Genomic DNA, 22,453 nt, shown 5'->3' with positions numbered 1-22,453 from the left:
AATTGCATTATAAATTTTGTAATATTTTAAACTAATTATAACAAATTAAATTCCTCAAATGGGGTAAATTTTTGATTAATATAATCAATATTGCTACAAAAGGACTTTCATTACACTTTTTTTGTTTTCTAATGTTATTTTAAAATGGTATTTTTTTTAAAATAAAATCATTATAAATATAAATAATAGTAAATATTTTTTGTTAAAATAATATCAAGGAGAACTTTATGAAGCAAGGAACAATCAACTATTCAAACTTTCTGTTTAGATTAATTTTTAAAAAGAAAAATTCATTTATCATACCAATTGTATTTTTTATTTTTAGCGTGATTATGTCAATCATATTCTTTGTTATTAAACTAGATCAAAAATACAATCCAATACTTGGTTATACAATTATTTTCATCACCCTTTTACTAACAATAATTTATAGCTCAATTAAGTCTTTAAACATCTTTAAAGATGTTGAGGAAGAGGGGATAGAAATCATAGTATTTTCAAAGGTTATAACTAGAAAAAATATTATTATCGGAAAACTATTAACTTTCTTTCTATTTAATTTGTTTTGAACAACAATAACAACCATAGGTAATTTAATCTTTTTATTATCAATTAAATACTATTCATCAATTCCTTTATTTATATTAATATCATTTGTCACCATTTTCTTTAGTTTTACACTAGCCGGAATGATAACAAGTATTATTGCTTACAAAATTAATCAAAAAATTGCTATCACAGTACCAATATTATTATTCACCCCTCTTGCTTTAACGGGTTCTTTTATCGCTTCTAATTCAACACCAATTAACAATAATTTAGCTTATTATCTAAATACTGAATATAAAAACCACCATTCCAATACTGAAATAGATGTTGAAAAATTTTATTTAAATAATAATAAAGATGAAATATATTTAATTCCAAATGGATTTAATAAAAACAAATTCAGCGACGCACAAAATGCATATTTATTACAAGCATTTGAATATTCAAAAAATTCATCAAATTCTTGACAAACATATTCTTGATTATCACTTCCATATCAAATGATTGATATTTTCAATGAAGACAACATTGATATCTTCTCTTTATTGTCAGATAAAAATAAAACACATTTATCAAATTATATTTATTACAACGGAAAAGAATCCATATCATACAATTATAAAATCGATAAAAACGCTGACAATTTAAAATTTACTTTGAATAATAATGAACATAAATATTTAGTTCCAAGTTTATTAAAAAATTATTCTCACTTTAGTCCCTCACCAATTAATACAAATATCATATACGCAAGAGAAAATGCTGAAAATGAGGAAATTGTTTTCCCTGAAGATGAATTTATTTATTCAAATCCCAATAATTTAGTAGGCGAACTAAAATGAGATATCATGAAACCCTTACTAGAAAATACTGATTTTAATATTCTTGCAAATAATTTATTAAATAAATTTATAAAAGGTTCTGAAAATAATTTAAACCAACGCAATTATTCAGAAATTAAAAATAATTTATTGAACTATATCCACAATGAAATAAATAATGAAAATTCAAATTTATACAAAATTAATGCAACAGATATTGCATTGTTAGATAAAAATGCAGTTAAACTTAAATTAATTAAAAGCGAAATTGAAAGAAAGATATACTTTGGAGTTGCTTTAATTTATTACACATACTTCAATCAACATAACAATAATTTCTACATTTTACTTCAATCTTTAATTCATAATGACAATGAATTCAAACCAAATGCAATTAATTTAAATATAAATGGTTTCAATTATAAAATTGGTGGCTTTGAAAGTTGAAATACTAAATCTGTTGTTAAAGATAACAAAGTTGTTATCAGATATGAATTAAAACCTAGTGAAAATTATTTATTCCAATTTATTGATGAAATTTTTGTAATAAAAAGAGATAAAAAAATTATTTATAAATCAATATACGTATTAATTTGATTTACCATATCAGCTTTACTTGTAGTTTTAAATTCAATTATGTATCTAAGAAAGGATTATAAATAATGAACAATCCAATTCTAGAAATTAAAAATTTAACCAAAATATATGACAAAAAACAAAATGTTGGAATTAAGAATATTTCATTTAATGTAAATAGAGGTAAATTTCATGCCTTTATTGGTGAAAATGGAGCCGGTAAAACTACAACAATCAAATCTATTATTGGTGCATATACTAATTTAGATGGCGAAATTCTTATAAATGGAATTTCTCATAAAAAAGCAGAAAGCAAAAAAATAGTTGGATATGTTCCTGAAAATCCAATCTTCCCAAAAGAAATTACTACGTATGAATACCTATTAGCGTTATCACTTTTAACAAATATACCTAGAAATGAAATTAACCAAAAAATAGAAGAATTTTTAAAGAAATTCAATATATTAAATCTAAAAAATAAAAAACCATCAAGTTTTTCATCGGGCCAAAAGAAAAAAATTCTATTAATTCAAGCTTTAATTCACAACCCTGAATTAATAATTTTAGATGAACCAGCTGCAAACCTAGATCCAAGTGCTAGATTTGAATTGTTTTCAATTCTAAAACAATTAATTGATAATGGTAAGACAATCTTTATTAGTTCTCATATTTTAAGCGAGATTGATGAATTTACTACAGAAGTAACATTGATAGATAATGGTTCTATTGTATATAGCGGACCAAAATACAAACATTTAGGAGAGATGTTTTATGAAAAAATTATTAAAAAATAATTTATTTATCACATCTTCTCTGTTATCGACACTAATAATCCCTAACATAACAATTTCTTGTTATAAAGAAAACAAAGAAGAAAAAATCAATTTAAATGAAAGTTCATTATATAAGAAAAACGATTTATCTACTAATACAATAATTAAAAACTTAATAGATTTTCAATTTAAAAATAACAACACTGAAATAGAAAATTTTATTAATTGACAAAATAATATACTAGATACAAAGATTGAAGAATTAGCTAATGCATTAATGTGATATCCTATTTTTAGAGGGGATAAATCAATTGAATCTGCCCAATTGTATTCAAAATTAGTAACCAATTCTAAAGAAATTTTGAAACAAACAATTAATAAAGATTGATTGTGATTTCTAAACCATTTAAATAATTTTAAATTCGTTTTTAATCCCTACGGGGAATATTACAGAGATGAAGATGATTATCAAACAAAATCATTCGAATATGTATCAAAAAATCTTTTTCAAGATCTAGTTTATAAAAATGAAAATATCAATATTACAAACTATATTGAATTTGTTTATCCAGAATTAAATTTTGAATATAAAAATAAAAATTTAACTTCCTTTTATTTAATACTAAATCAACGTTCAGCTATTAAGGGTTTTAAATATGTAGATATTAATGAAAATCATGTAGTTAAAATTATTCCGGACATTTTGATTTTTAACAACGTTAATGAAAATAAAACAATTAATGAATTTATCAAAGAATATGAAACATTATTCAAAGAAGAATGAAAACTCAAATATTCAAAAGAAATTGAATATTGAACAAATATTGATGAAGAATACATACCAAACGTTATTAATCAAATAAACGATATTGGTTTATTGAATGATTTTAGTTTAATTCATTCAGAAATCAGCTACCAAGCTATTAAAAAAATGAATGAAAATTCATTAAATACATTTAGATTTACATGGAGGTTTGCAAATGTTAAAAATTAAAAATTTAATTATAACAGCCACATTATGCACATTACCTTTATGTACTATTTCATGTAAGAATTACTCTAATCAAAATAAAAAGATTTTAAAAAATTTATTAAATCCTGATGACGATGTAAAAAATAGCAACGTTATTCAAGATGATGCTAAAAGAACAAAAATCATTATTGAAGATATATTGTTAAAAATATTTAAAAACAATCAATTATTGAAAACAAAATATCTAAATCAACAAAATGATCTAGAATACCAGATTGAGTTATTAAAACAAATTACTGAATTAACCAAAATAATTAAAGAAAACAAACAAAATAGAAATAAAATTGAAGAATTAAACAATTTATATTCAACAAATTGATACTTTATATTTAATAATTTAAATAAATTTGAATTAGTTTTTAAAGAATGATTTATTCTTCCGGCTGTAGAAAATTCTTCAATGAGCAATGAATATATTCAACATATTTCAACACTTAATGAAGTAAATACTCACAGTTTTGACAACAACTATTTAGAAAAACTTGAAGAAGGTGAAGAATCTGCTGAAAGTGTTAACTCATCTATATTATATTTATTAAAAGATAATGGCATTTTTAGGTTCAGAATTATCAATGAATCAAGTGAAAATCCAATTATGAAATTCAATTCTGAAAATCTATTTTTCCCTAATTTTCAAGGTGATTATGTGTCATTACAATTGATTTCAAATATCTTCCACAGTGCAGTAATACATGGAATTCAAAATGGTTATGATAGATTTGAAAATGACGTTATCAAGAAAAAGAAATATAACGAACCTGCAACTATGTTGTTATTATTGAAAGAGGATAACTATGTTTAGAAAAATAAATACATTATTCCTTTCTATACCATTAATTGTTACTCCTATTGCTGTTGTGTCTTGTCAAAGTCAAGAAATTAAGGAAAATATTACTAATAACAACATAAATTCAGTAATTAATGAAAAGAACGATTGAAATATTTTCATAGATAATGTTTTTATTCAAAAAATATTAAACATTCTATACAACGACAATCAAGAAAATGAAAAACAAGAATATATTGAAAAACAAACTAATTTGAAAACCGAATACTTTAATACTTTAAAGAAAACTCTCTTTTTTAATAATTCATTAATCAATATATTTGGAAACGAAGCTCTATCAAATACAGATAAACCATTTTTTACTAAAGATAAACAAAAAAACCAATTTAATCAATTATTTGAGGAAAACTGATTATTCTATTTATACAATATAAACCACTTTACTTATATGTATTTTCCAGTATTTGATCAGTTTAATTCAAACATAAATAACACGATTAAAAAAGTACACGAAAATAATTTAACCCTCGGTGCTTTCTTTTCGCCAAAATCTAATAAAATCATCGATTTTTCAATTCAAGAAACTAAAAACAATAATGATGAAACAATTTTAGATTTCTATTTATTAACAGAAGAAGGATTTATTATCAATTTAACTGTTACAAAAAATAATAAATTGCTTGAACAAATAAAAGATAAGATTAATGAAGTAATAACAGATACAGAAGATTTTGTTTTTTATGAATTTAAGAATCATCAAGATCTTCTGAATGATTTAAAAAATTATTTAAACGAGATTAAAACCAAAATTTCTCAACAAGAAAAATGAGAACAAGCAAATGAACTATACAAAGAAGTAGTCAAAATGATTACCAACTTTAGAAATGAAAACATTAGATTAGAAAACGGAACCGATTTTATAAAAGAAGATCTCTTTGTATTCAAAGAAAAAACAATTTCTATTATTCCTTATATTTGAACATTCCCGAAATTATACGAAGCACCAGACAAATTAGACATATTTGATTTAAATAAATTTATTATCGCTACAAGAAGTTTTTATGATTTAGACGATAATACAACCAATCAAATTTTATTTAAAGAAAAATATGGTGGTGAATTACTAAAATATACTTTAATTGATATTAACTAATAAAACAAAAAAATCACTCTTCATTGAGTGATTTTTTGGTCAATTTCTTGAAATGGTACGCCCTAGAGGATTTGAACCTCTGACCCAATGGTTAAAAGCCATTTGCTCTACCTTCTGAGCTAAGGGCGCAACTGGTGCCCAGAACTGGACTTGAACCAGCACGGCCATTACAGCCAACGGATTTTAAGTCCGTAGCGTCTACCATTCCGCCACCTGGGCAAGGTGGTTTTTTAAATACTAAATAATTATAATATATTTTAAAAAAATATATTAAAAAAATAAAAAAAAGCAACGACCTATTTTCCCGTGAAGGTATCGTCGGCACTGAAGAGCTTAACTGCTGAGTTCGGAATGGGTTCAGGTGGATCCTCTTCGTTATGGTTGCTACGTTAAATATTATATACAAAAAAATATTTTTAAATCAAAATAATTAATTTTTTTATTTTAGTTAAAAATATCTAAATAACAGGAAATATTAATTGTATTTTTCGTTAAATAAAACGAAAAAGAGCTCCGCAGATCTCTTTTTCAATTATTCAGAGAAGTATGCATAGAAATACACTTATAAGACATTAACTAGGTTAATCCAATTCATCGTGGAATTGAACTAATATAATTATAACAAAATCACATTAAAATAATTAAAAAATCCCAATTAAGGGACTTTAATTAGCATTTCTAAATTATTTTTTTAGTTTTAAATCTTCCATAATTATTACTGATTTCGACATACCTAATCTATTAGCACCTAATTCAACCATTTTAATTGCATCATCTCCGGTTTTAATTCCACCTGATGCTTTAATTAATAAATCTGGTCTTGCGTTTGCTTTCATAATCTTGATATCGTCAAATGATGCGCCTCTATATGAGAAACCTGTTGATGTTTTAATGAAATCAGCACCTGATTGTGAAACAATTTCGGTAATTTTAGCAATTTCTTCAGCTGTTAATAATGCAGTTTCAACGATAACTTTTAAAACTTTATCGCCACATGCTTCTTTAATTTTCTTAATTTCATTTAAAACATATTCGTATTCTTTATCTTTAAAACGACCAATGTTAATAACCATATCAATTTCATCAGCACCGTGTTTAATAGCGATTTCTGTTTCATATACTTTAACGCTTGTAGCATTGTATCCTAAAGGGAAACCAATAACTGTACATACAAGAATATCTGTTCCTTGTAGTTTTTCTTTAGCATATTTAATATATGAAGGAGCAATACATACTGATTTAAAATTGTATTTTTTTGCTTCGTCAATTAATCTGTCAATATCTTTTGTAAGTGCTTCTGGGCTTAATAATGTATGATCAACTAATTTATTGTAATCCATTTTTTCTCCATTCATTATTTAATACTATTAATAAAGTTTAGCAAATACTGGTTTAATATTATGTTTTTCTTTACTAAATTCAATTGAATCTAAAAGTTCTTTTTCAAGTTTTACATCGATTGGTTTTGAAGAATACATTGTAAATAATACATCACCTTTATTTACATATTCATTTGAAACTTTATTTAAATAAATACCAGCTTCGAAGTCAATGTTATCTTCTTTTTTCTCTCTACCAGCACCTAATTTCATTGCAACTAAACCAAATGAAATAGCTGAATTTATTTTTAAATACCCTTCGGCATTAGATTTAATTTCATATTTGTATTGTGGGTTTAATCATTTTGGATCATCAAAAACCTTAATATCTCCACCTTGCGCTGAAATTCATTCTAAAAACTTATTGTATGCTTTTCCATTTTCAATAACTTCTTTAATTTTTAAACGTGCATCTTTTTCTGAATTTGCCAATCCAGCAAGCATAATGATAGTTGAACCTGATGAGTAAATAATTTCATTAAAGTCAGTTTGACCTCTTCCTTTTAATGTATCAATTGCTTCAAGTACTTCAATTTTGTTTCCAATTGTTCTACCCAATGGTTGTTCCATATTAGTAATTTCAACTGCAATTTTTCTGTTTAATTGTTTACCGATAGCAATCATTAATTCACCAAGTTTTTTAGCTTGTTCAAGATCTTTCATAAATGCACCATTTCCGCATTTAACATCTAATAAAATACAATCTGAACCAGTTGCTAATTTTTTAGACATAATTGAACTTGCTATTAAAGGAATTGATTCAACTGTTGCTGTAACATCTCTTAAAGCGTAGATTTTTTTGTCAGCAGGAACTAATTTTTCATTTTGTCCAACAATTGCAATGTTGTGTTTTTCAACTAATTCTCTAAATTCGGAATCCGTTACTGAAAAATTGTAACCTTTAATTGATTCTAATTTATCTAAAGTACCACCGGTATGACCTAATCCTCTACCTGACATTTTAGCTACAGTTAAACCAAGTGCAGATAGAATTGGGCATAAAGCAATAGAAACTTTATCTCCAATACCTCCGGTTGAATGTTTATCAGCAATTGTTTTACCTAAATATTTTCAATCTAGTGTATCTCCTGAATACATCATTGCCTCAGTTAAATATGCAGTTTCAACATCATTCATTCCATTTAATCTAATTGCCATTAATAAGGCACTTGCTTGGTAATCAGGAATTGTTCCGTTTGTATAACCTGTAATAAAGAAGTTAATTTCTTCTTTTGTTAATACTTCTTTATGAACTTTTTTATCAATAATATCAATTATTCTCATAGTAATCCTATTGGTAGTTTTCTGCTACTGATAAAGCTAATTTCATCATTTCATTGAATGAATTTTGTCTTTCTTCACTAGTAGTATATTCGTGTGTTACTAAATTATCAGAAATTGTTAATAGACAAGCTGCTTTTTTACCAAGTTTTTCTGCTACTGAAAATAGACCATATGATTCCATTTCAACACAAACTGCTCCGCCCGATATTTCAACTCTTTCTTCAACAGTTTTATCTGTATAGAAAGCTTCTTCTGTCATAACTCTTTTTTCTAAAACATTCATGTTTAAAGATTTAGCTTTATCCATGATTTCTTTATTCAATGATTTAGTTGGCATAACAACAGTTTCTGTATGTCCTGGTAAAATACCATTTCTAAATGCAATATTTTCACCGTATGCACTATCAGCTAATACTAAACTATAATTTTTAATTTCAGCTTTAAAACTTCCTGCTGAACCAATTCTAATAATTGCTTCAACACCATATTCTTTGAATAATTCGTATGAATAAATTCCAATTGAAGGAACTCCCATACCTGATGCACAAACTGAAACTTTGTGGCCATTGTAGTATCCTGTATACATAAATACATTACGAACATCTGAAACTAATTTCGCGTCAGTTAAATATGTATCAGCAATATATTTAGCTCTTAATGGATCACCAGGCATTAAAACTAATTTAGCAAAAGCACCGTCTTTTGCATTAATATGTGGTGTCATAAATTATCTCCTTATAAAATCTAATTAATATAATATAAATTATTATTCTTAATAATTTTATATGAAAATTTCAATTTTATTTATGTTTAACAATACCATTTAAATTAGTTATCATTTTTGCTCCATTATTGATTAATTCAATGTTATTATTCAAAACATCTGATTCATTTGTCATAAAACATTCAATTTCTTTATGATTTGCAATAAAGTAATCAATAATTGAATATAACAAATTATCTTTTGTTCCTAATAAAACTAATTTCTTTGCAATAGCATTCAATAACCTATTTCGGTCATAAAAAGATTTCTTTACTGCGTGATAATCGTCAGGATATTCACTGATTAATAAAATTCTTGCATAATCTTTTTTATCAATGAAATCAATTTCTAATTTATTTAGTCCCGATGGTGCTATTAAGACTAATTTTAATTTAGGATTTTCTAAAATCTTTTTAACAATTAATTCATCCAACCCTTTTCATAATAGACTAACAAAAGTAACTTCTTGATCAATTTTTTCAATCTCTTTCAGTAATTCAAGGGTGTTTTTCGATATTAAATTACCCGTTAAACAAACAATATTGTTATTGTCTAGTAACTTTAAATCACCCCGATAAAAAATCAAAAAAGGCATTTTATCAGCATTAACTAATACATCAGGATATCCATCATCTAACACAGTTACATACTTACTTGTCGACATCTCTTGTTGCTTTTTAATTTGATTATGATAATCACTATCAATTAATTCAAAGTTTTTTAAAGCATGATATATTTCATCTCAATTACCTTTATATTTATACACAAAATATAATAAATACTCATTCATTTTTCAATCTCCTAATGTAATTATCTAAACTGTCTAACAAAATAATTGATATATAGGAAAAGAATAAGAAAAAACTAGGAAAACTCCTAGTTGTTCTGATTTTTAAACACGATAAACCGCTTTCTGTACTCAAAATGAGCGCCAACTATTTATCTAAATGTAATAATACATTTCTAAACATTAGTTCAATTCCCTTTGTTTAGTTCCCCTACCAAAATTTGGGTTTCTAACTCATGGAGTTTACATCGTTGCACCTTAACTAAATAAGCTCGTCTCTGTTGCACTAGTCATCAGATCATCACTCTGCCTAGATTTATTAGATCTAGCATGAACACTACAATCATCGCAGATTGTGCTAGAGCGGATTTTCCTCTACTTACGTAGCAGTTGGCTGTGTTTAATAAATATATTTTACATTTTTTTATAAATTGCGTTTAATTTTAAAGTTATTTACAAAGAAATAAGGACGTTGATATTCAGTTTTCTTGTTATTAAATAAATTATGTAAATGTTTAAAATGAAGAATATTTAAATAAAATACAAAAATAACTTGCGCTATTCATAAAAGAACGGTGATATTTAAAATCATACAATATAGTCAGTAATAATTTGCGATTAGATAAATAATTTTTTCGTTATATGAATATAGAAATAGAATATGAATAATAAATGGGAAAGTAAATGCAGCTCATGTTAATTTATTTGACTTAATCAATCTAGTACGGTGAATTGCTAATATATATGCAAAGATTGAAAGAATACCTATGATTAAAAAGATAGTTGAAATTATTAAATAGAATTTATTATTAATAAATTTAAAATAATGATTATTCTTTGAAGCGAAAATGACAAAAAAACCATAACCTAACATATTTGGGGGAGAAATAACCATTGCTTGTGATGGAATCATAGTTTCTTCTTGATTTGAACGTATAATCAATTTAAAAATAATGAATGGTCAAATGATTGCAAATAACACAGCTGTAAAGATTCATAAAATCTGTAAATAAATACTTGGAATGATATTTCCAAAATTATTGTAATAACAACATGAAACGGCAACTCCAAAAAGTGGTACACAAAAAGCTCCATAGATGTCATTTTTAAAATAATTACGTCTGCAAAATACTTTGATAAAAAAGTATCCAAAATATAAAAGTCCAATGGTAATTGAATTTGCATAAATTATATTTGGTAAAATTAATGCCTTGTTTAATGCAATTGCGTCATATTGAAAAATGATTCTAGATATATGAGCTAATGCATTTGCATAAGCTAGAGAAGTAAGAAAAAACGTCGCAACAAATGAAGATGATTTCAAATCCTTCATTTCTTTTTTAAAGATTTCAAAAGTGAAGATGAATTTAAAGAACATTAAAATAAAATAAAAAGTTGCTATTAATAAAATTATTGAAGAGATTAATAAGCTAATTCCGCTTATAAACAAATCATCGTATGTATTTAACTTCATTAATAAAGTATTAAATATTCCTAAAACACCTAATGAACCTAGTGCAACACCATTAATTGATAAAGGAATTCAAGCAATTTTTTCTTTAAATTTCATATTGCTTATAATTGTATATTTTTTAAAAAAATATCAAGAAAAACTAATGAATAATAATCAAAATTGAAAAATAAAAAATAAATGTATCTAAAAAATACATTTATTAAATTAATTAATCACGAATGTCTTCATCTCTCACTTGATAAGGTACTAATTCATTAATTGATAAAGTTTGGTTTTTACTTAAATCAAAATTATGTAAATGCACTAAACCATCTCTTTTAAGGAATTGTGTAATAACTTGTAAGCACCCCGAACAAGGATATAACAAATGTTTTTTATTGCTAATTACGTGAATGTCAGTAAATGAACCAACTTTTGCACCATATGCAACACTTCCAAATAAAGCTGATCTTTCAGCACATAATCCACTTGGATAAGCTGGGTTTTCGGTATTAACACCTCATCATTCACGATTTTGGTCATCAATTGCCAACGAAGCAACATGTACACCTGAATATGGACAATAACTTAATTCTAATTTCTTTTGTAATTCTTTTAATTTATCTAAGTTCATATTATTAATTTTATCATATTGGCATATATAAAAATTAATGTGAAATATAAAAAACTCGGAATTCAACCGAGATTTTCTATTTAAAATAAAATTATTTATTAGTTTTAATTTCTTTAAGTCTTGCGCTTTTACCTTTAAGATCTCTCATGTAGTAAAGTTTAGCTCTTCTAACTTTATTTTTTCTTAGCACTTCAATGTTTGAAATTAATGGAGAATTAATTTTGAATGTTCTTTCAACACCGATTCCGTATGAATCTTTTCTAACTAAAATTGATTTATTAATACCTTCACCGTAAGCAGCAATTACTAGTCCTTCAAAAACTTGAATTCTTTCTTTGTTACCTTCTTTAATTCTAACGTGAACTTTTACGTTGTAACCTTCTCTGATTTCTGGTAAATCAGTTCTAATTTGGTCACTTTCAACAATTTCTAATAATTTAGTTCTCATTATTTATCCTTTCAATTATGTCTTTTCTATTCTTTAAAGTTTTCTTATAAGCTTCTTGTTTTCTTCATTCCAAAATCTTCTTGTGATCACCACTTAATAAAACCTCTGGCACCTTATAACCTTTATAATCAGCCGGTTTGGTATATTGTGGATAATCAAGCAATCCTTCATTTTCAAAACTCTCGTTTTGATGTGAACCTTTTTTTAACACTCCAGGTTTTAATCTGGCAATTGCTTCAGTAATAATCATTGCTGGCAGTTCGCCACCTGTAAGAATGTAATCACCAATTGACATCTCTTCATCAACGAAGTTTAAAATTCTTTCATCAAAACCTTCATAATGACCACAGATTAATGTAATTTCATCATGTTTAGCTAATTCATGAGCAATCTTTTGATTAAATACTCTTCCTTGCGGTGAAACCAATATTTTATAACTATTAGGCACTGTTTGTAATGCTAAATCAATTGGTTCAACTTGAAGTAACATACCATCGCCGCCACCATAAACTGTGTCATCCACTTTATGATGTTTTTCTCTAGAGAATTTTCTGAAATCGATGATATTAATTTCAATATGTCCTAGTGCAATAGCTTTAGCGATAATGCTTTGAGTTTTGAATGTTTCAAAATATTTTGGAAAAAGTGTAAGAATGTTAAATTTCATAATTATTTAGTTTTTTCTGAAATGTAGTTTGCGTAAAAATTGTCTTTTTTAAGTAATGTTCTAACGGTATCAGTTGGTTTTGCACCTTCGTTTAAGTATTTAGTTACTAATTCATAGTTTAAAACTAATGTTTTAGCGTGTGGATCGTAGTGTCCTAATTCTTCGATAAATCTTCCATCTCTAGGTGCTCTAGCATCAGCTGCTACAACTTTATAACATGCATTAAATTTTTTTCCTGTTCTTTTTAATCTTAATTTAACCATGATTAATCCTTTCTTATGTCTTATATTAATAATAAGCTATTGAATTTTACCACAAAAAATAGTGTCAAGTAAAAATACTTAACACTTTTTTAAAAATTCTATTTTTGTTGCTACGTATGATGAATTAAACATCGCAAGAATGATATAATTAAAAAGTATTTTAAATAAGGAGGATCAATCATGAATGTTAAAAAATTAGGTCAAGTTTTTACCCCAAATTTTATTGTAAATAAAATGATTAATTTAATTTCAATTGATAATCCTAATTTAATTGTAGAACCAAGTTCTGGTAGTGGTAATTTTTATTATCAGTTAATTCAAAAATATCATCATGTTATTGGAATTGAAATCGATCCAACAATAGCGCATGAAAATGCAATTATTCAATCTTATTTTGACACAAATTATAAATGCGATGTCATAATAGGTAATCCACCATATGTTGATTTTAAAAACATTGAAAATAAACCAAAATCAAATCTTTTAAAACATAAACCGAACTTGTTTTTATATTTCCTTGAAAAAGCACTTAATGATTTAAACGAAAATGGCGAACTTATTTGAATAATTCCGATCAATATTTTTACTTCTACAAGTTCAAAGGAATTAAACAAAATTATTTATGAAAATTTTTCAATTACATATTTTGAACAAATTAAAGAAAATGTATGAGCAAATGCTTGTGTTCCAACTGCAATTGTAAAAATTGTCAAAAAACAAAATCATTGACAAAAAATTGATTATTTCTTTTCAAATGGAAAAATATTATTCGGTAAAAAACCTAATTTAGCGAATAATATTATTGCAAAAGTTGGAGGAGCTTCTGGTTTTAATAGTAAATTAAAAACAGGCGATACAGCCTTTGTTGTTTCTACAACCGAGAGAACAAAGGAATTGAAATATATTGAATACAAACCAGAAACATGAATAAGACCTGTGCCAAGACCACCGAAAGATTTCACATATCAAATATTTGTCAATTGTAAAACTAGAAAAAAAGACCCCTTTTATTTACTAAATAACCAAAAAAGAGGTCAATTTATTAATTACGATGCCTCTGTACTTTGTCTTTTTGTCAATACAAACAAAGATGAAACAAAAAAAATTGTCGATCAATTAAATGAAATATCTTGAGATGCACTCGGTGTTAAAACTGACGGAAGATATCATTTCAGTCAAAGTATTTTAGTTGCATTGTTATAACTTTTTCTTTATATTTGTATGCTTTGTGAATATCATTCTAAATTCTTTTAATATTTGTGCTCTTTTTAAAACAGTAGCATACAACACTGACATTAAATAATTTTTTGATTCTTCATATGTTCTAATTTCAATATTTCTATTTTTAGATCAGACACATTGAAAGGGTGGGTTGTTTCCGTTTGATGTCAAATGGGGTATTCTTCTTAACGAATTATAAAAGATATCAGATGTATTATTTTTATTAATAATGATAAAGAAATAATCACTATCATGTTCGGTGAAATTTTTTGCTAATAATTCAAAATACTTACCTCATGTATTAGGTGTTTTTTCTTCTATTTTTCCGGTTAAAGAAAAGTATAAACCTTCTTTTGAATTTAAATTATCTGCTGTATTTCTATTGAGATTGGATATTTTAATATTTATTGGACAATAAAATGTATTATCTCTATTATGTATCAAAATATCATACCAATATCTTGGTTTTGGTTGACGTTCAATAATCAATTCTCAATCTTTAAAAATTTTAATATCTTGATATTTTGACAATAAGATATTTATAGCTTCTTCTTCATTGATGGTTGAATTTATTCTTCCATCTTCATTGATTTTTGAAAATTTAATTATTTCATTTTTTCAAACATTCTCAATTAATTCAGTCAAAACTGAATCATAATCTTCTAATATATATTTCTTTTTCATACTCTTACTCATTATATTAACTATAATAATTTTAAAATAATTACAATTACATAATGAAAAAAAGCATCATATGAATAACGATGCTTTTTAAATTATCTAAATATCGTTGTTAGGATCTACGATATTGCTACTTTGTTCGCTGTTAAAAGAAAGGTCTGATCATTGTTCGTCATTTTGTTTTTCTTGTTCTAATTTTTGTTGTTTTTCTTTCTTTTCATTTCTTCAATTAATAATATAAATTGTTAAACCTGAAATTACAGTTCCGATAGCCCCAATAACCAATCAGGCATCGGCGTAATTAAAGGTACCTGTATCTATTCAAGGAAGAAATACAATATCTCTAACAAAATCAAATAAGAAACGATCAACCATATTCCCCATTGCACCACCTGATAGTAATGCTAAAAATGGTATGATTCAACGATTTTTCTTATCTTTGAACAAGAATGAAACAGATAGTGTAACAATGATAATAATAAAGCTAACTATATGTAAACCAACATTGGTTAAACCGATTTCAATTGTAGTTCCGGCGTGTTTAACTGATCTAAATCCGAATAATGCATTTTGATAAATCACACCTGATTGAACTACAATTTCGTTTTGTTCGTTTACTGTGTATTTAAATAAATAATGTTTTGTTAATAAGTCAATTAGTAATGTAACTGCAAAGAAAATAAAATAGATTGATAAATTAATTACGAAATCTTTTCAAGTATATTGCTTTCAAAATTTCTTAGTAAAAATAGGAAATCATTGAAAAAATTTATTTGTTTTTTTATCCATTAATTACCTTTTTACATCTATTGCATATTTCTAATTGAACATCAAAATCAGATAATTCAAAGTGGTTTCAACATCTTAAACATTTTTGTGATTCAAAGTTTGAAACAGATAATTCATTTCCTTCAACAACTTTACCAACCATCAATAATTTAATTAAATCCATATCTTTAAATTGTTGATATAAATCTTTTGGTAAAACAACCATTGCTTCGTTTTGACGTTTAATCACTTGGCCTTGAATTGCTTCTTCGATTGCTTTATAAACACTTTCTTTTAGTTCAAAGAATTGTTTTCATTGTTCTTCTAATACATCAGAAATTTCATGTCTTTCCACAAATTTTGTTAAATGGATTGATTCTTTCTTATCTTTTGAATTAATAAATGAATAAATTTCTTCACATGTTGTAGGTAATATCGGAGCTAACGCTCTAGTTAATACATCAATTACTTTTCAAAAGACAGTTTGTACTTGTCTTCTTTCTAAATCATTTTCTTTGTTTAAATAAAGAATATCTTTTGTAATTGAAATGTAATAACTACTTAATTCAATAATAAAGTTGTTAATATCCTTAATTACGTTAATGAAACGATATTGTTCATAATTATCAACAATTTTTGTTTCTAAATTATTCAATCTTTCTAACATTAAGGCATGTATAGATGTCAATTCAACTTCTTTAAAATCATAATCAGCAATTCCACCTAACATAAACTTAATTGTGTTTCTAAATTTACGATAAATTTCGACATTTTGCATCAAGATTTTGTCATCAATAGTAACGTCGTTTGTAAATTCTGAGTTAGCTACTCATAGTCTTAAAATATCTGCACCATATTTTGCAACGACATCTAAAGGATCGATAACGTTTCCTTTTGATTTAGACATTTTATTACCTTTACCATCTAAAACAAATCCATGTGATAATAATGCTTTAAATGGTGATTGTTTTCTTCATGCCACTGAGTTAATTAATGAACTATTGAATCAACCTCTGTATTGATCTGAACCTTCTAGATATAAATCAAAAGGTGCTTCAAGATTATTTGGTTTAACAGAGATTGATGTTGAACCTGAGTCAAATCAAACGTCCATAATATCAGTTTCTTTAGTAAAACCTAAATTTTGATATTTTTCAGGAAGTAATTCATCGGCTGTTCTTTCGTATCAAACATCTGAACCATATTGTTCTACTAATTTAATTACATGTTCAAAAATTTCATCATCTAATACAGGTTGTTTATCTTTATCGTAGAAAATAATGATTGGTACTCCTCAAGTTCTTTGTCTTGAAATACATCATGTTTCACGGTTAGCCAACATTAATGATAAACGTTTCTTAGATCATTCATTGTATGTAATAACTTCCGACAATGCTTTTTCAATATCAGATTTGATGTTTTTTAATGAAACGAATCATTGAGGGGTAGCACGATACATAATTGGCAAATGGGTTCTTCAATCATGTGGGTATGAGTGTTTAATTTTTGAGAAATGAACTAATAAATTATTTTCAGTTAGATATTTACCAACTTCAACGTTTGCATCATCGTAAAACATACCTTTGAATTGTAGACCATTTTCATTAATGGTTCCATCGTCATTAATATGCATAATTTTTGCTAAATTTTCTTTATTCCCGATTATAAAGTCATCTTCACCAAATAATGGTGCCATATGAACTAAACCAGAACCGTTTTCTAATGAAACATGGTGTCCAAAAACAACTCTACATTCAGCTTTGTTAATTGGACTTTCGTATGTAATATTTAATAACTCTTTTCCTTTAAATGTTTTTAATACTTCATAATTTTCTCATTTAACAGTATTAGCTACTTGTTCAAGCAATTCTTTAGCTACTACATAATTTTGATTGTCATGAGATACTAAAACATATTCAAAAGTGTCATTAATTGCAACTCCGCTGTTAGCAATTAATGTTCAAGGAGTTGTAGTTCAAATTAATAAATTATCGTTTGCTTTAATAAATTCATTACCTTTTTTAACTTTGAAAGCAACAAAGATTGATGGTGAAATATGATCCGCATATTCAACTTCAGCTTCAGCTAAAGCAGATTGAGAAGATGGAGATCAATAAACAGGTTTTAAATCTTTATAAATCAAACCATCTTTAACCATTTTGTGAAACAATCTTAATTGCATTGCTTCAATGTTTTTATCCAATGTAACATAAATTTCAGAAAAATCACTTAATAAAGCTAATTTTTGAAATTGAGATTTTTGGTGTTCAATTTGTGAAAGGGCATAGTTTGCTGCATTTTTTCTCAATTCAATTGCTGAATAATCTTTTGCTTGTTTTTTAGCCTCTGATAACATTTTATGTTCAATTGGTAAACCATGAGTATCCCAACCAGCTACATATGGAGCATAATAACCTTGCATGTTTTTAAAACGCACAATGATGTCTTTTAAAATTTTATTTAAAGCATGCCCAACGTGAATATTACCATTGGCATATGGAGGTCCATCGTGTAATACAAAAGTGGTATTGCCTTTGTTTTGAGCTAATACTTTTGAATAAATTTTATTTTCTGCTCACATTTTGATGTATTCTGGTTCTTTAGCAGATAAATTTGCTTTCATTGAAAAATCTGTATTTGGCATTAATAATGTTGATTTGTAATCTTTTTTTTCTTCCATAATAACCTCTTTTTGAATAGATAATGAATAAATTAAAATTATATTAATTTTATAACAATTAAAACGATATTTAATAGATTTAAGAAAAACATAGGAAATATAATAAAAAAGCATCAATGATGCTTTAAGATTTTCTACAATATTCAAACACTTTAGAAACGTGTTCAACTTTTCCAATGATTGTTAATAAATCACCTTCATTTAGTTCAAAATCACCACTTGGTAAGAAGGTTTGACTATTTCTTTTAACCAAAACCACAGAAACATGATATTTATTTCTAAAACCTAAATCCTTTAGTTTTTGATTAAACATTTTAGGGTTAGTTACAAATAAAGAACCAGTTACATAATCATCTTGTAATTCAATCAATGATTCAGAATATGTTGTGAAATTAGGATTTGAAACAATCAATGCAGTTCTTTTTCCAGCTTCTTCTTCAGGACGAATAATTTGTGAAACTCCAATTTGTTTTAATACTCTAGCATGACGATTTGATGTTGCACGAGCAATAATTTTAGTAACACCAATTTCTGCTAATGAAGCAACAATTTCTATATTGTCAGAAGAGGCAACGATAACTGCGTCGAAATCAGTAATATTGATTGCTTCTAATGTTTTTTGATCAGCAGCATCAGCAACATAAATGGAAGCTACTTGATCTTTAAATTTAAATAAAGATTTTTCTTCAGTATCAATTAATGCTAAACGAATATTATTATGTTCATCACTTAATAATTCCTCAACAACTGCAGTTCCAAATCTCCCTAAACCAATAACACAAATGTTTCTTGATTTTTTAAAGAATTTCATAATTCCTCCTTTATTTGTTTAACATTTTAGATTTATTTAATTTTTCTAAAACTTTTTTAGGTGGTAAAACTAATTCAAATTTGTTGATTTTTTGAGTAATTTTCTTTTTGTTTTCTATTAATAATAATACAACTTTATGAACAAAATATATTGGAACTATTACAAATGGTAATCCAAGACCATATGCTAATAATGTTAGACTTTGAGCAAATGCTTCGTATGTTTTAAACACTCTTGCAATATCGGATACCAACGCAACAAGCAATAGAAATGCTAGTGAGAAAATAACTGATGCATATACTCTTCAGTAAAAGAATGGATTACTGATAATAATTGGTTTTTTAGACATTAAGTTAATTGCATTAAAGGTTGCAGCAATTCCTAGAATTAGAAACGCAACGGATGACCCTGTTTTTACGAAATTTAATGGATTATCATGTTTAATTGCTCATTCTGCCCCTAAATAGAATCCAACCATTGATAATACACCAATTAGTATTCCTTGTCATAAAACATTAATACCCATGTTGTTTGCAAAAATAGATTCAAATTTTGAAATTGGTCTTCTATTCATGTAATTTTCTTTTGAATCTTGCAATCCTAGAGCAATTGCAGGAAAACCATGAGTAAATAGGTTAATTCATAATAACTGTGAAGCAGATAAAATATAAAATTCAAATTTTGGATCAGCAGCTAATATTGCATCAATTGTTTGTTTATATATTGCTTTAAAAATAATTAAACCTAGGAAAACTAAAATAATTTCAGCAACAGATGTGATTAATAAGTTTTGAATAACGTTTTTAATTTTTTGATAAATCGATCTTCCATTTTCAACAGCATGAACAACGGTTGCAAAATTATCATCAGATAAAATCATATCAGCTGCTTGTTTTGAAGCTTCAGTTCCTGTAATACCCATAGCACATCCAATTTCAGCCGCTTTTAATGCAGGGGCGTCGTTAACTCCATCTCCTGTCATTGCAACGATTTGATGCTTAGATTGTCATGCTTTAACAATTCTTAGTTTATCTTCAGGCACTACACGCGCATAGACTGAATATTTCTCAATGTTTTGATATAATTCTTCATCACTTAATTTAGCAAGTTCTAATCCAGTTAATGCCAAATCTCCATCTTGATAGATTCCTAAATCTTTAGCAATAGCAATTGCGGTATTGATATTATCTCCGGTAATCATAATTGGTTTAATACCTGCTGATTTACATTCAGCAATCGCAATTTTTGATGATTCTCTTGGGGGATCAATCATTGCAATTAAACCAATAAACTCTAAATTATTTTCTAAAACATTGAATTGATCTTGAATTGGCAATGCTTTAAATTGTTCTAATTTATCATTTGGAATATGTTTTTTAGCAATGGCTAACACACGGTATGCTTTGTTAGCTCATTCATTGTTTATATCTAAAATATTATTTTTTGTTAATTCATCTAAATTATTACATTTATTTAAAAGAACGTCAGGAGCACCTTTAACAATTGCAATGGCTTGATTATCAATTAAGTTTATTGATGTCATTAATTTTCTATCACTATCAAAAGGTAATGATAGTAATCTAGGATAACTATTTTCTAGATCTCTTTTAGTCTTGTATCCTGAATGGTTTTCTAATAAATATAGTAAAGCAACTTCAGTTGGGTCACCTGTTTCAATTGCTTGATTATCTTTATATACTAAATTAGCTTCAGTACATAATGCGGCAAATTCAACCATTTCTAAATAATTATTATTTCAACTTGTTATTGACATTGGTTGTTGATTTTTTAGATATAAATCAACAACAGTCATTTTATTTTGAGTTAATGTTCCGGTTTTATCAGAACAAATAACTGCACAGCTTCCTAATGATTCAACTGCCATTAAATCTTTAACGATGGCATTACGTTTAGCCATTCTTTGCACACCAATTGCCAAAATAATTGATGAAAAGGCAATTAAACCTTCAGGAATAGCAGCGACTGCTAATGAAACACCATTAATAATGGTTGTTGATCAAAAGACGTCAGTTTTTAATGCTTCTGTTGAAGAAATTGCTTGCATTATAATCTGTGTAATAACAGATAGTCCAAATAGTACAATACCGGTAATTGCAAAGATTTTACCTAATTTATTAATTTTCATTTGCAATGGACTTTCTGTTGCTTTTTGTTTATCAGTAGATTGCGCAATTTTTCCAATTTCTGTATCTACACCAATTGCAGTAACAACAAAATATGCAGTTCCAGTTGCAATGATTGATGAAGAATATAGTGCAAATTTTCTTTCAGCTAATGGTATATTTAAATCTCTAGTAACATTAGCATCTTTTGAAGATGGAAGACTTTCTCCTGTTAATGAGCTTTCAATAGCTGTTAAGTTTGAAGATTTAATTAAATAACCATCTGCCGGAACTACATCACCAGGTTCTAGGAAAACTATATCTCCAATTGTTATTTCATTTGAGTTAATTGTAATTAAATTTCCATCTCTAATTACTTTAGCTTTTAACGGAGTTAATTTCTTTAAAGCATCTATTGCTTTTTGACTTTTAACCTCTTGTATTGCCCCGACTAAGGAGTTTGTGAGTACTACAAATAAAATAATTGTTGGTTCAATAAATGAAATAGTTAATTCAGAACTTGCTTGTCATTTATTTTGAACACCATGAACGATTGCGAGAATATATGATAAAAGTGTTGCACACATCAAGATAATGACAAGTAAATCTTTAAATTGTTCTAAATAAATTAGAAATAAATTTTTCTTTTTACTTTCTTGAAGTTGATTTAAACCAAATACATTCTGACGTTCACTTGCTTGTAAAGAAGTTAAACCAGTTTCTATATTGGTATCTATATAACTAGATACGTCAACTTTTGTTTTTACTTCTGTTGAAGTTTTATTTTTTTTCATGAAAT

Annotated in this window: 20 protein-coding genes, 2 tRNA genes, 1 rRNA gene and 1 other RNA gene; 6 read left to right on the top strand and 18 right to left on the bottom strand. The window is 26.4% G+C overall.

Annotated features, from left to right (window positions below; all coding sequences use genetic code 4):
* The first annotated feature begins 227 nt into the window (after positions 1–227).
* From EXC28_RS05550 to EXC28_RS01110, 5 genes are read left to right on the top strand one after another with little or no spacing between them, the layout of a single operon-like run.
* The gene (locus EXC28_RS05550) at positions 228–2,033 is read left to right on the top strand and encodes an ABC-2 transporter permease (RefSeq protein ID WP_029330333.1); all 1,806 of its coding nucleotides are present in this window, start codon (positions 228–230) and stop codon (positions 2,031–2,033) included.
* Positions 2,033–2,740 carry an ABC transporter ATP-binding protein gene (locus tag EXC28_RS01125; RefSeq protein ID WP_029330335.1) on the top strand — a complete coding sequence of 236 codons (708 nt, stop codon included), beginning with the start codon at positions 2,033–2,035 and terminating at the stop codon, positions 2,738–2,740. The genes EXC28_RS05550 and EXC28_RS01125 overlap by 1 nt, the downstream gene beginning before the upstream one ends.
* Positions 2,718–3,713 carry an aromatic motif membrane protein gene (locus EXC28_RS05545; RefSeq protein WP_029330336.1) on the top strand — a complete coding sequence of 332 codons (996 nt, stop codon included), beginning with the start codon at positions 2,718–2,720 and terminating at the stop codon, positions 3,711–3,713. The genes EXC28_RS01125 and EXC28_RS05545 overlap by 23 nt, the downstream gene beginning before the upstream one ends.
* A complete protein-coding gene (locus tag EXC28_RS01115; protein ID WP_029330337.1) occupies positions 3,700–4,554 on the top strand; it encodes an aromatic motif membrane protein in 855 nt (284 codons plus the stop codon). Before EXC28_RS05545 ends, EXC28_RS01115 begins: the two co-directional genes overlap by 14 nt.
* Complete coding sequence (locus EXC28_RS01110; RefSeq protein WP_029330338.1) at positions 4,547–5,692, top strand: aromatic motif membrane protein; 1,146 nt, start codon at positions 4,547–4,549, stop codon at positions 5,690–5,692. Before EXC28_RS01115 ends, EXC28_RS01110 begins: the two co-directional genes overlap by 8 nt.
* A 53-nt stretch (positions 5,693–5,745) precedes the next feature.
* On the opposite strand, the gene EXC28_RS01105 is transcribed toward EXC28_RS01110, so the two are convergent.
* The 13 genes from EXC28_RS01105 to rpsP form a co-directional block, all read right to left on the bottom strand.
* Positions 5,746–5,821: transfer RNA gene (locus tag EXC28_RS01105), tRNA-Lys, on the bottom strand.
* Between the two features lie 3 nt (positions 5,822–5,824).
* Positions 5,825–5,911: transfer RNA gene (locus EXC28_RS01100), tRNA-Leu, on the bottom strand.
* Between the two features lie 64 nt (positions 5,912–5,975).
* Positions 5,976–6,081, bottom strand: a 5S ribosomal RNA gene (rrf, locus tag EXC28_RS01095).
* A 294-nt stretch (positions 6,082–6,375) separates the two neighbouring features.
* Positions 6,376–7,032, bottom strand: a complete 657-nt coding sequence (gene deoC, locus EXC28_RS01090; protein WP_029330788.1) for a deoxyribose-phosphate aldolase — start codon at positions 7,030–7,032, stop codon at positions 6,376–6,378.
* A gap of 27 nt (positions 7,033–7,059) precedes the next feature.
* The gene (locus tag EXC28_RS01085) at positions 7,060–8,355 is read right to left on the bottom strand and encodes a thymidine phosphorylase (RefSeq protein WP_029330786.1); all 1,296 of its coding nucleotides are present in this window, start codon (positions 8,353–8,355) and stop codon (positions 7,060–7,062) included.
* Positions 8,356–8,362: 7 nt separating this feature from the next.
* Entirely contained in the window at positions 8,363–9,079 is a 717-nt protein-coding gene (gene deoD / locus EXC28_RS01080) for a purine-nucleoside phosphorylase (RefSeq protein ID WP_029330784.1), read from the bottom strand.
* Between the two features lie 76 nt (positions 9,080–9,155).
* On the bottom strand, positions 9,156–9,908 hold the full coding sequence (locus tag EXC28_RS05540) for a DNA-processing protein DprA (protein WP_029330782.1): 753 nt from the start codon (positions 9,906–9,908) through the stop codon (positions 9,156–9,158).
* Between the two features lie 107 nt (positions 9,909–10,015).
* Positions 10,016–10,307, bottom strand: an RNA gene (gene rnpB, locus EXC28_RS01070) — RNase P RNA component class B.
* Between the two features lie 22 nt (positions 10,308–10,329).
* The gene (locus EXC28_RS05535) at positions 10,330–11,475 is read right to left on the bottom strand and encodes an SLAC1 family transporter (RefSeq protein ID WP_029330779.1); all 1,146 of its coding nucleotides are present in this window, start codon (positions 11,473–11,475) and stop codon (positions 10,330–10,332) included.
* 112 nt (positions 11,476–11,587) lie between these two features.
* Positions 11,588–11,992, bottom strand: a complete 405-nt coding sequence (locus EXC28_RS05530) for a cytidine deaminase (RefSeq protein ID WP_029330777.1) — start codon at positions 11,990–11,992, stop codon at positions 11,588–11,590.
* Between the two features lie 91 nt (positions 11,993–12,083).
* Positions 12,084–12,440, bottom strand: a complete 357-nt coding sequence (gene rplS / locus EXC28_RS01055) for a 50S ribosomal protein L19 (protein ID WP_029330775.1) — start codon at positions 12,438–12,440, stop codon at positions 12,084–12,086.
* Positions 12,430–13,107 carry a tRNA (guanosine(37)-N1)-methyltransferase TrmD gene (gene trmD / locus EXC28_RS01050; RefSeq protein WP_029330773.1) on the bottom strand — a complete coding sequence of 226 codons (678 nt, stop codon included), beginning with the start codon at positions 13,105–13,107 and terminating at the stop codon, positions 12,430–12,432. Before trmD ends, rplS begins: the two co-directional genes overlap by 11 nt.
* A gap of 2 nt (positions 13,108–13,109) precedes the next feature.
* Complete coding sequence (gene rpsP / locus EXC28_RS01045) at positions 13,110–13,370, bottom strand: 30S ribosomal protein S16 (protein ID WP_029330770.1); 261 nt, start codon at positions 13,368–13,370, stop codon at positions 13,110–13,112.
* Positions 13,371–13,550: 180 nt separating this feature from the next.
* On the opposite strand from rpsP, the gene EXC28_RS05525 reads away from it, so the two are divergent.
* The gene (locus tag EXC28_RS05525; RefSeq protein WP_029330768.1) at positions 13,551–14,573 is read left to right on the top strand and encodes an Eco57I restriction-modification methylase domain-containing protein; all 1,023 of its coding nucleotides are present in this window, start codon (positions 13,551–13,553) and stop codon (positions 14,571–14,573) included.
* Here EXC28_RS05525 and EXC28_RS05520 read toward each other — a convergent pair.
* The 5 genes from EXC28_RS05520 to EXC28_RS05510 all read right to left on the bottom strand — a co-directional run bounded on the left by EXC28_RS05520 (position 14,568) and on the right by EXC28_RS05510 (position 22,448).
* On the bottom strand, positions 14,568–15,275 hold the full coding sequence (locus tag EXC28_RS05520; protein ID WP_051622622.1) for a hypothetical protein: 708 nt from the start codon (positions 15,273–15,275) through the stop codon (positions 14,568–14,570). The genes EXC28_RS05525 and EXC28_RS05520 overlap by 6 nt on opposite strands.
* A gap of 96 nt (positions 15,276–15,371) precedes the next feature.
* On the bottom strand, positions 15,372–16,061 hold the full coding sequence (locus EXC28_RS05515; protein ID WP_051622620.1) for a signal peptidase II: 690 nt from the start codon (positions 16,059–16,061) through the stop codon (positions 15,372–15,374).
* Positions 16,054–18,720 (bottom strand): isoleucine--tRNA ligase, encoded by a 2,667-nt coding sequence (gene ileS, locus EXC28_RS01025; RefSeq protein ID WP_029330764.1) that lies wholly within the window; start codon positions 18,718–18,720, stop codon positions 16,054–16,056. Before ileS ends, EXC28_RS05515 begins: the two co-directional genes overlap by 8 nt.
* A gap of 124 nt (positions 18,721–18,844) precedes the next feature.
* On the bottom strand, positions 18,845–19,531 hold the full coding sequence (locus EXC28_RS01020) for a potassium channel family protein (protein WP_029330762.1): 687 nt from the start codon (positions 19,529–19,531) through the stop codon (positions 18,845–18,847).
* A gap of 10 nt (positions 19,532–19,541) precedes the next feature.
* Positions 19,542–22,448: a cation-translocating P-type ATPase gene (locus tag EXC28_RS05510; protein ID WP_029330760.1), complete on the bottom strand. Its 2,907-nt coding sequence runs from the start codon at positions 22,446–22,448 to the stop codon at positions 19,542–19,544.
* Positions 22,449–22,453 lie beyond the last annotated feature (5 nt).

This window comes from Metamycoplasma cloacale (assembly GCF_900660735.1).
Classification (GTDB): Bacteria; Bacillota_I; Bacilli_A; order Mycoplasmatales; family Metamycoplasmataceae; genus Metamycoplasma; species Metamycoplasma cloacale.
The sequence above is the reverse complement of the archived record's forward strand: the minus strand, read 5'-3'. Positions and strand labels throughout refer to the sequence as shown.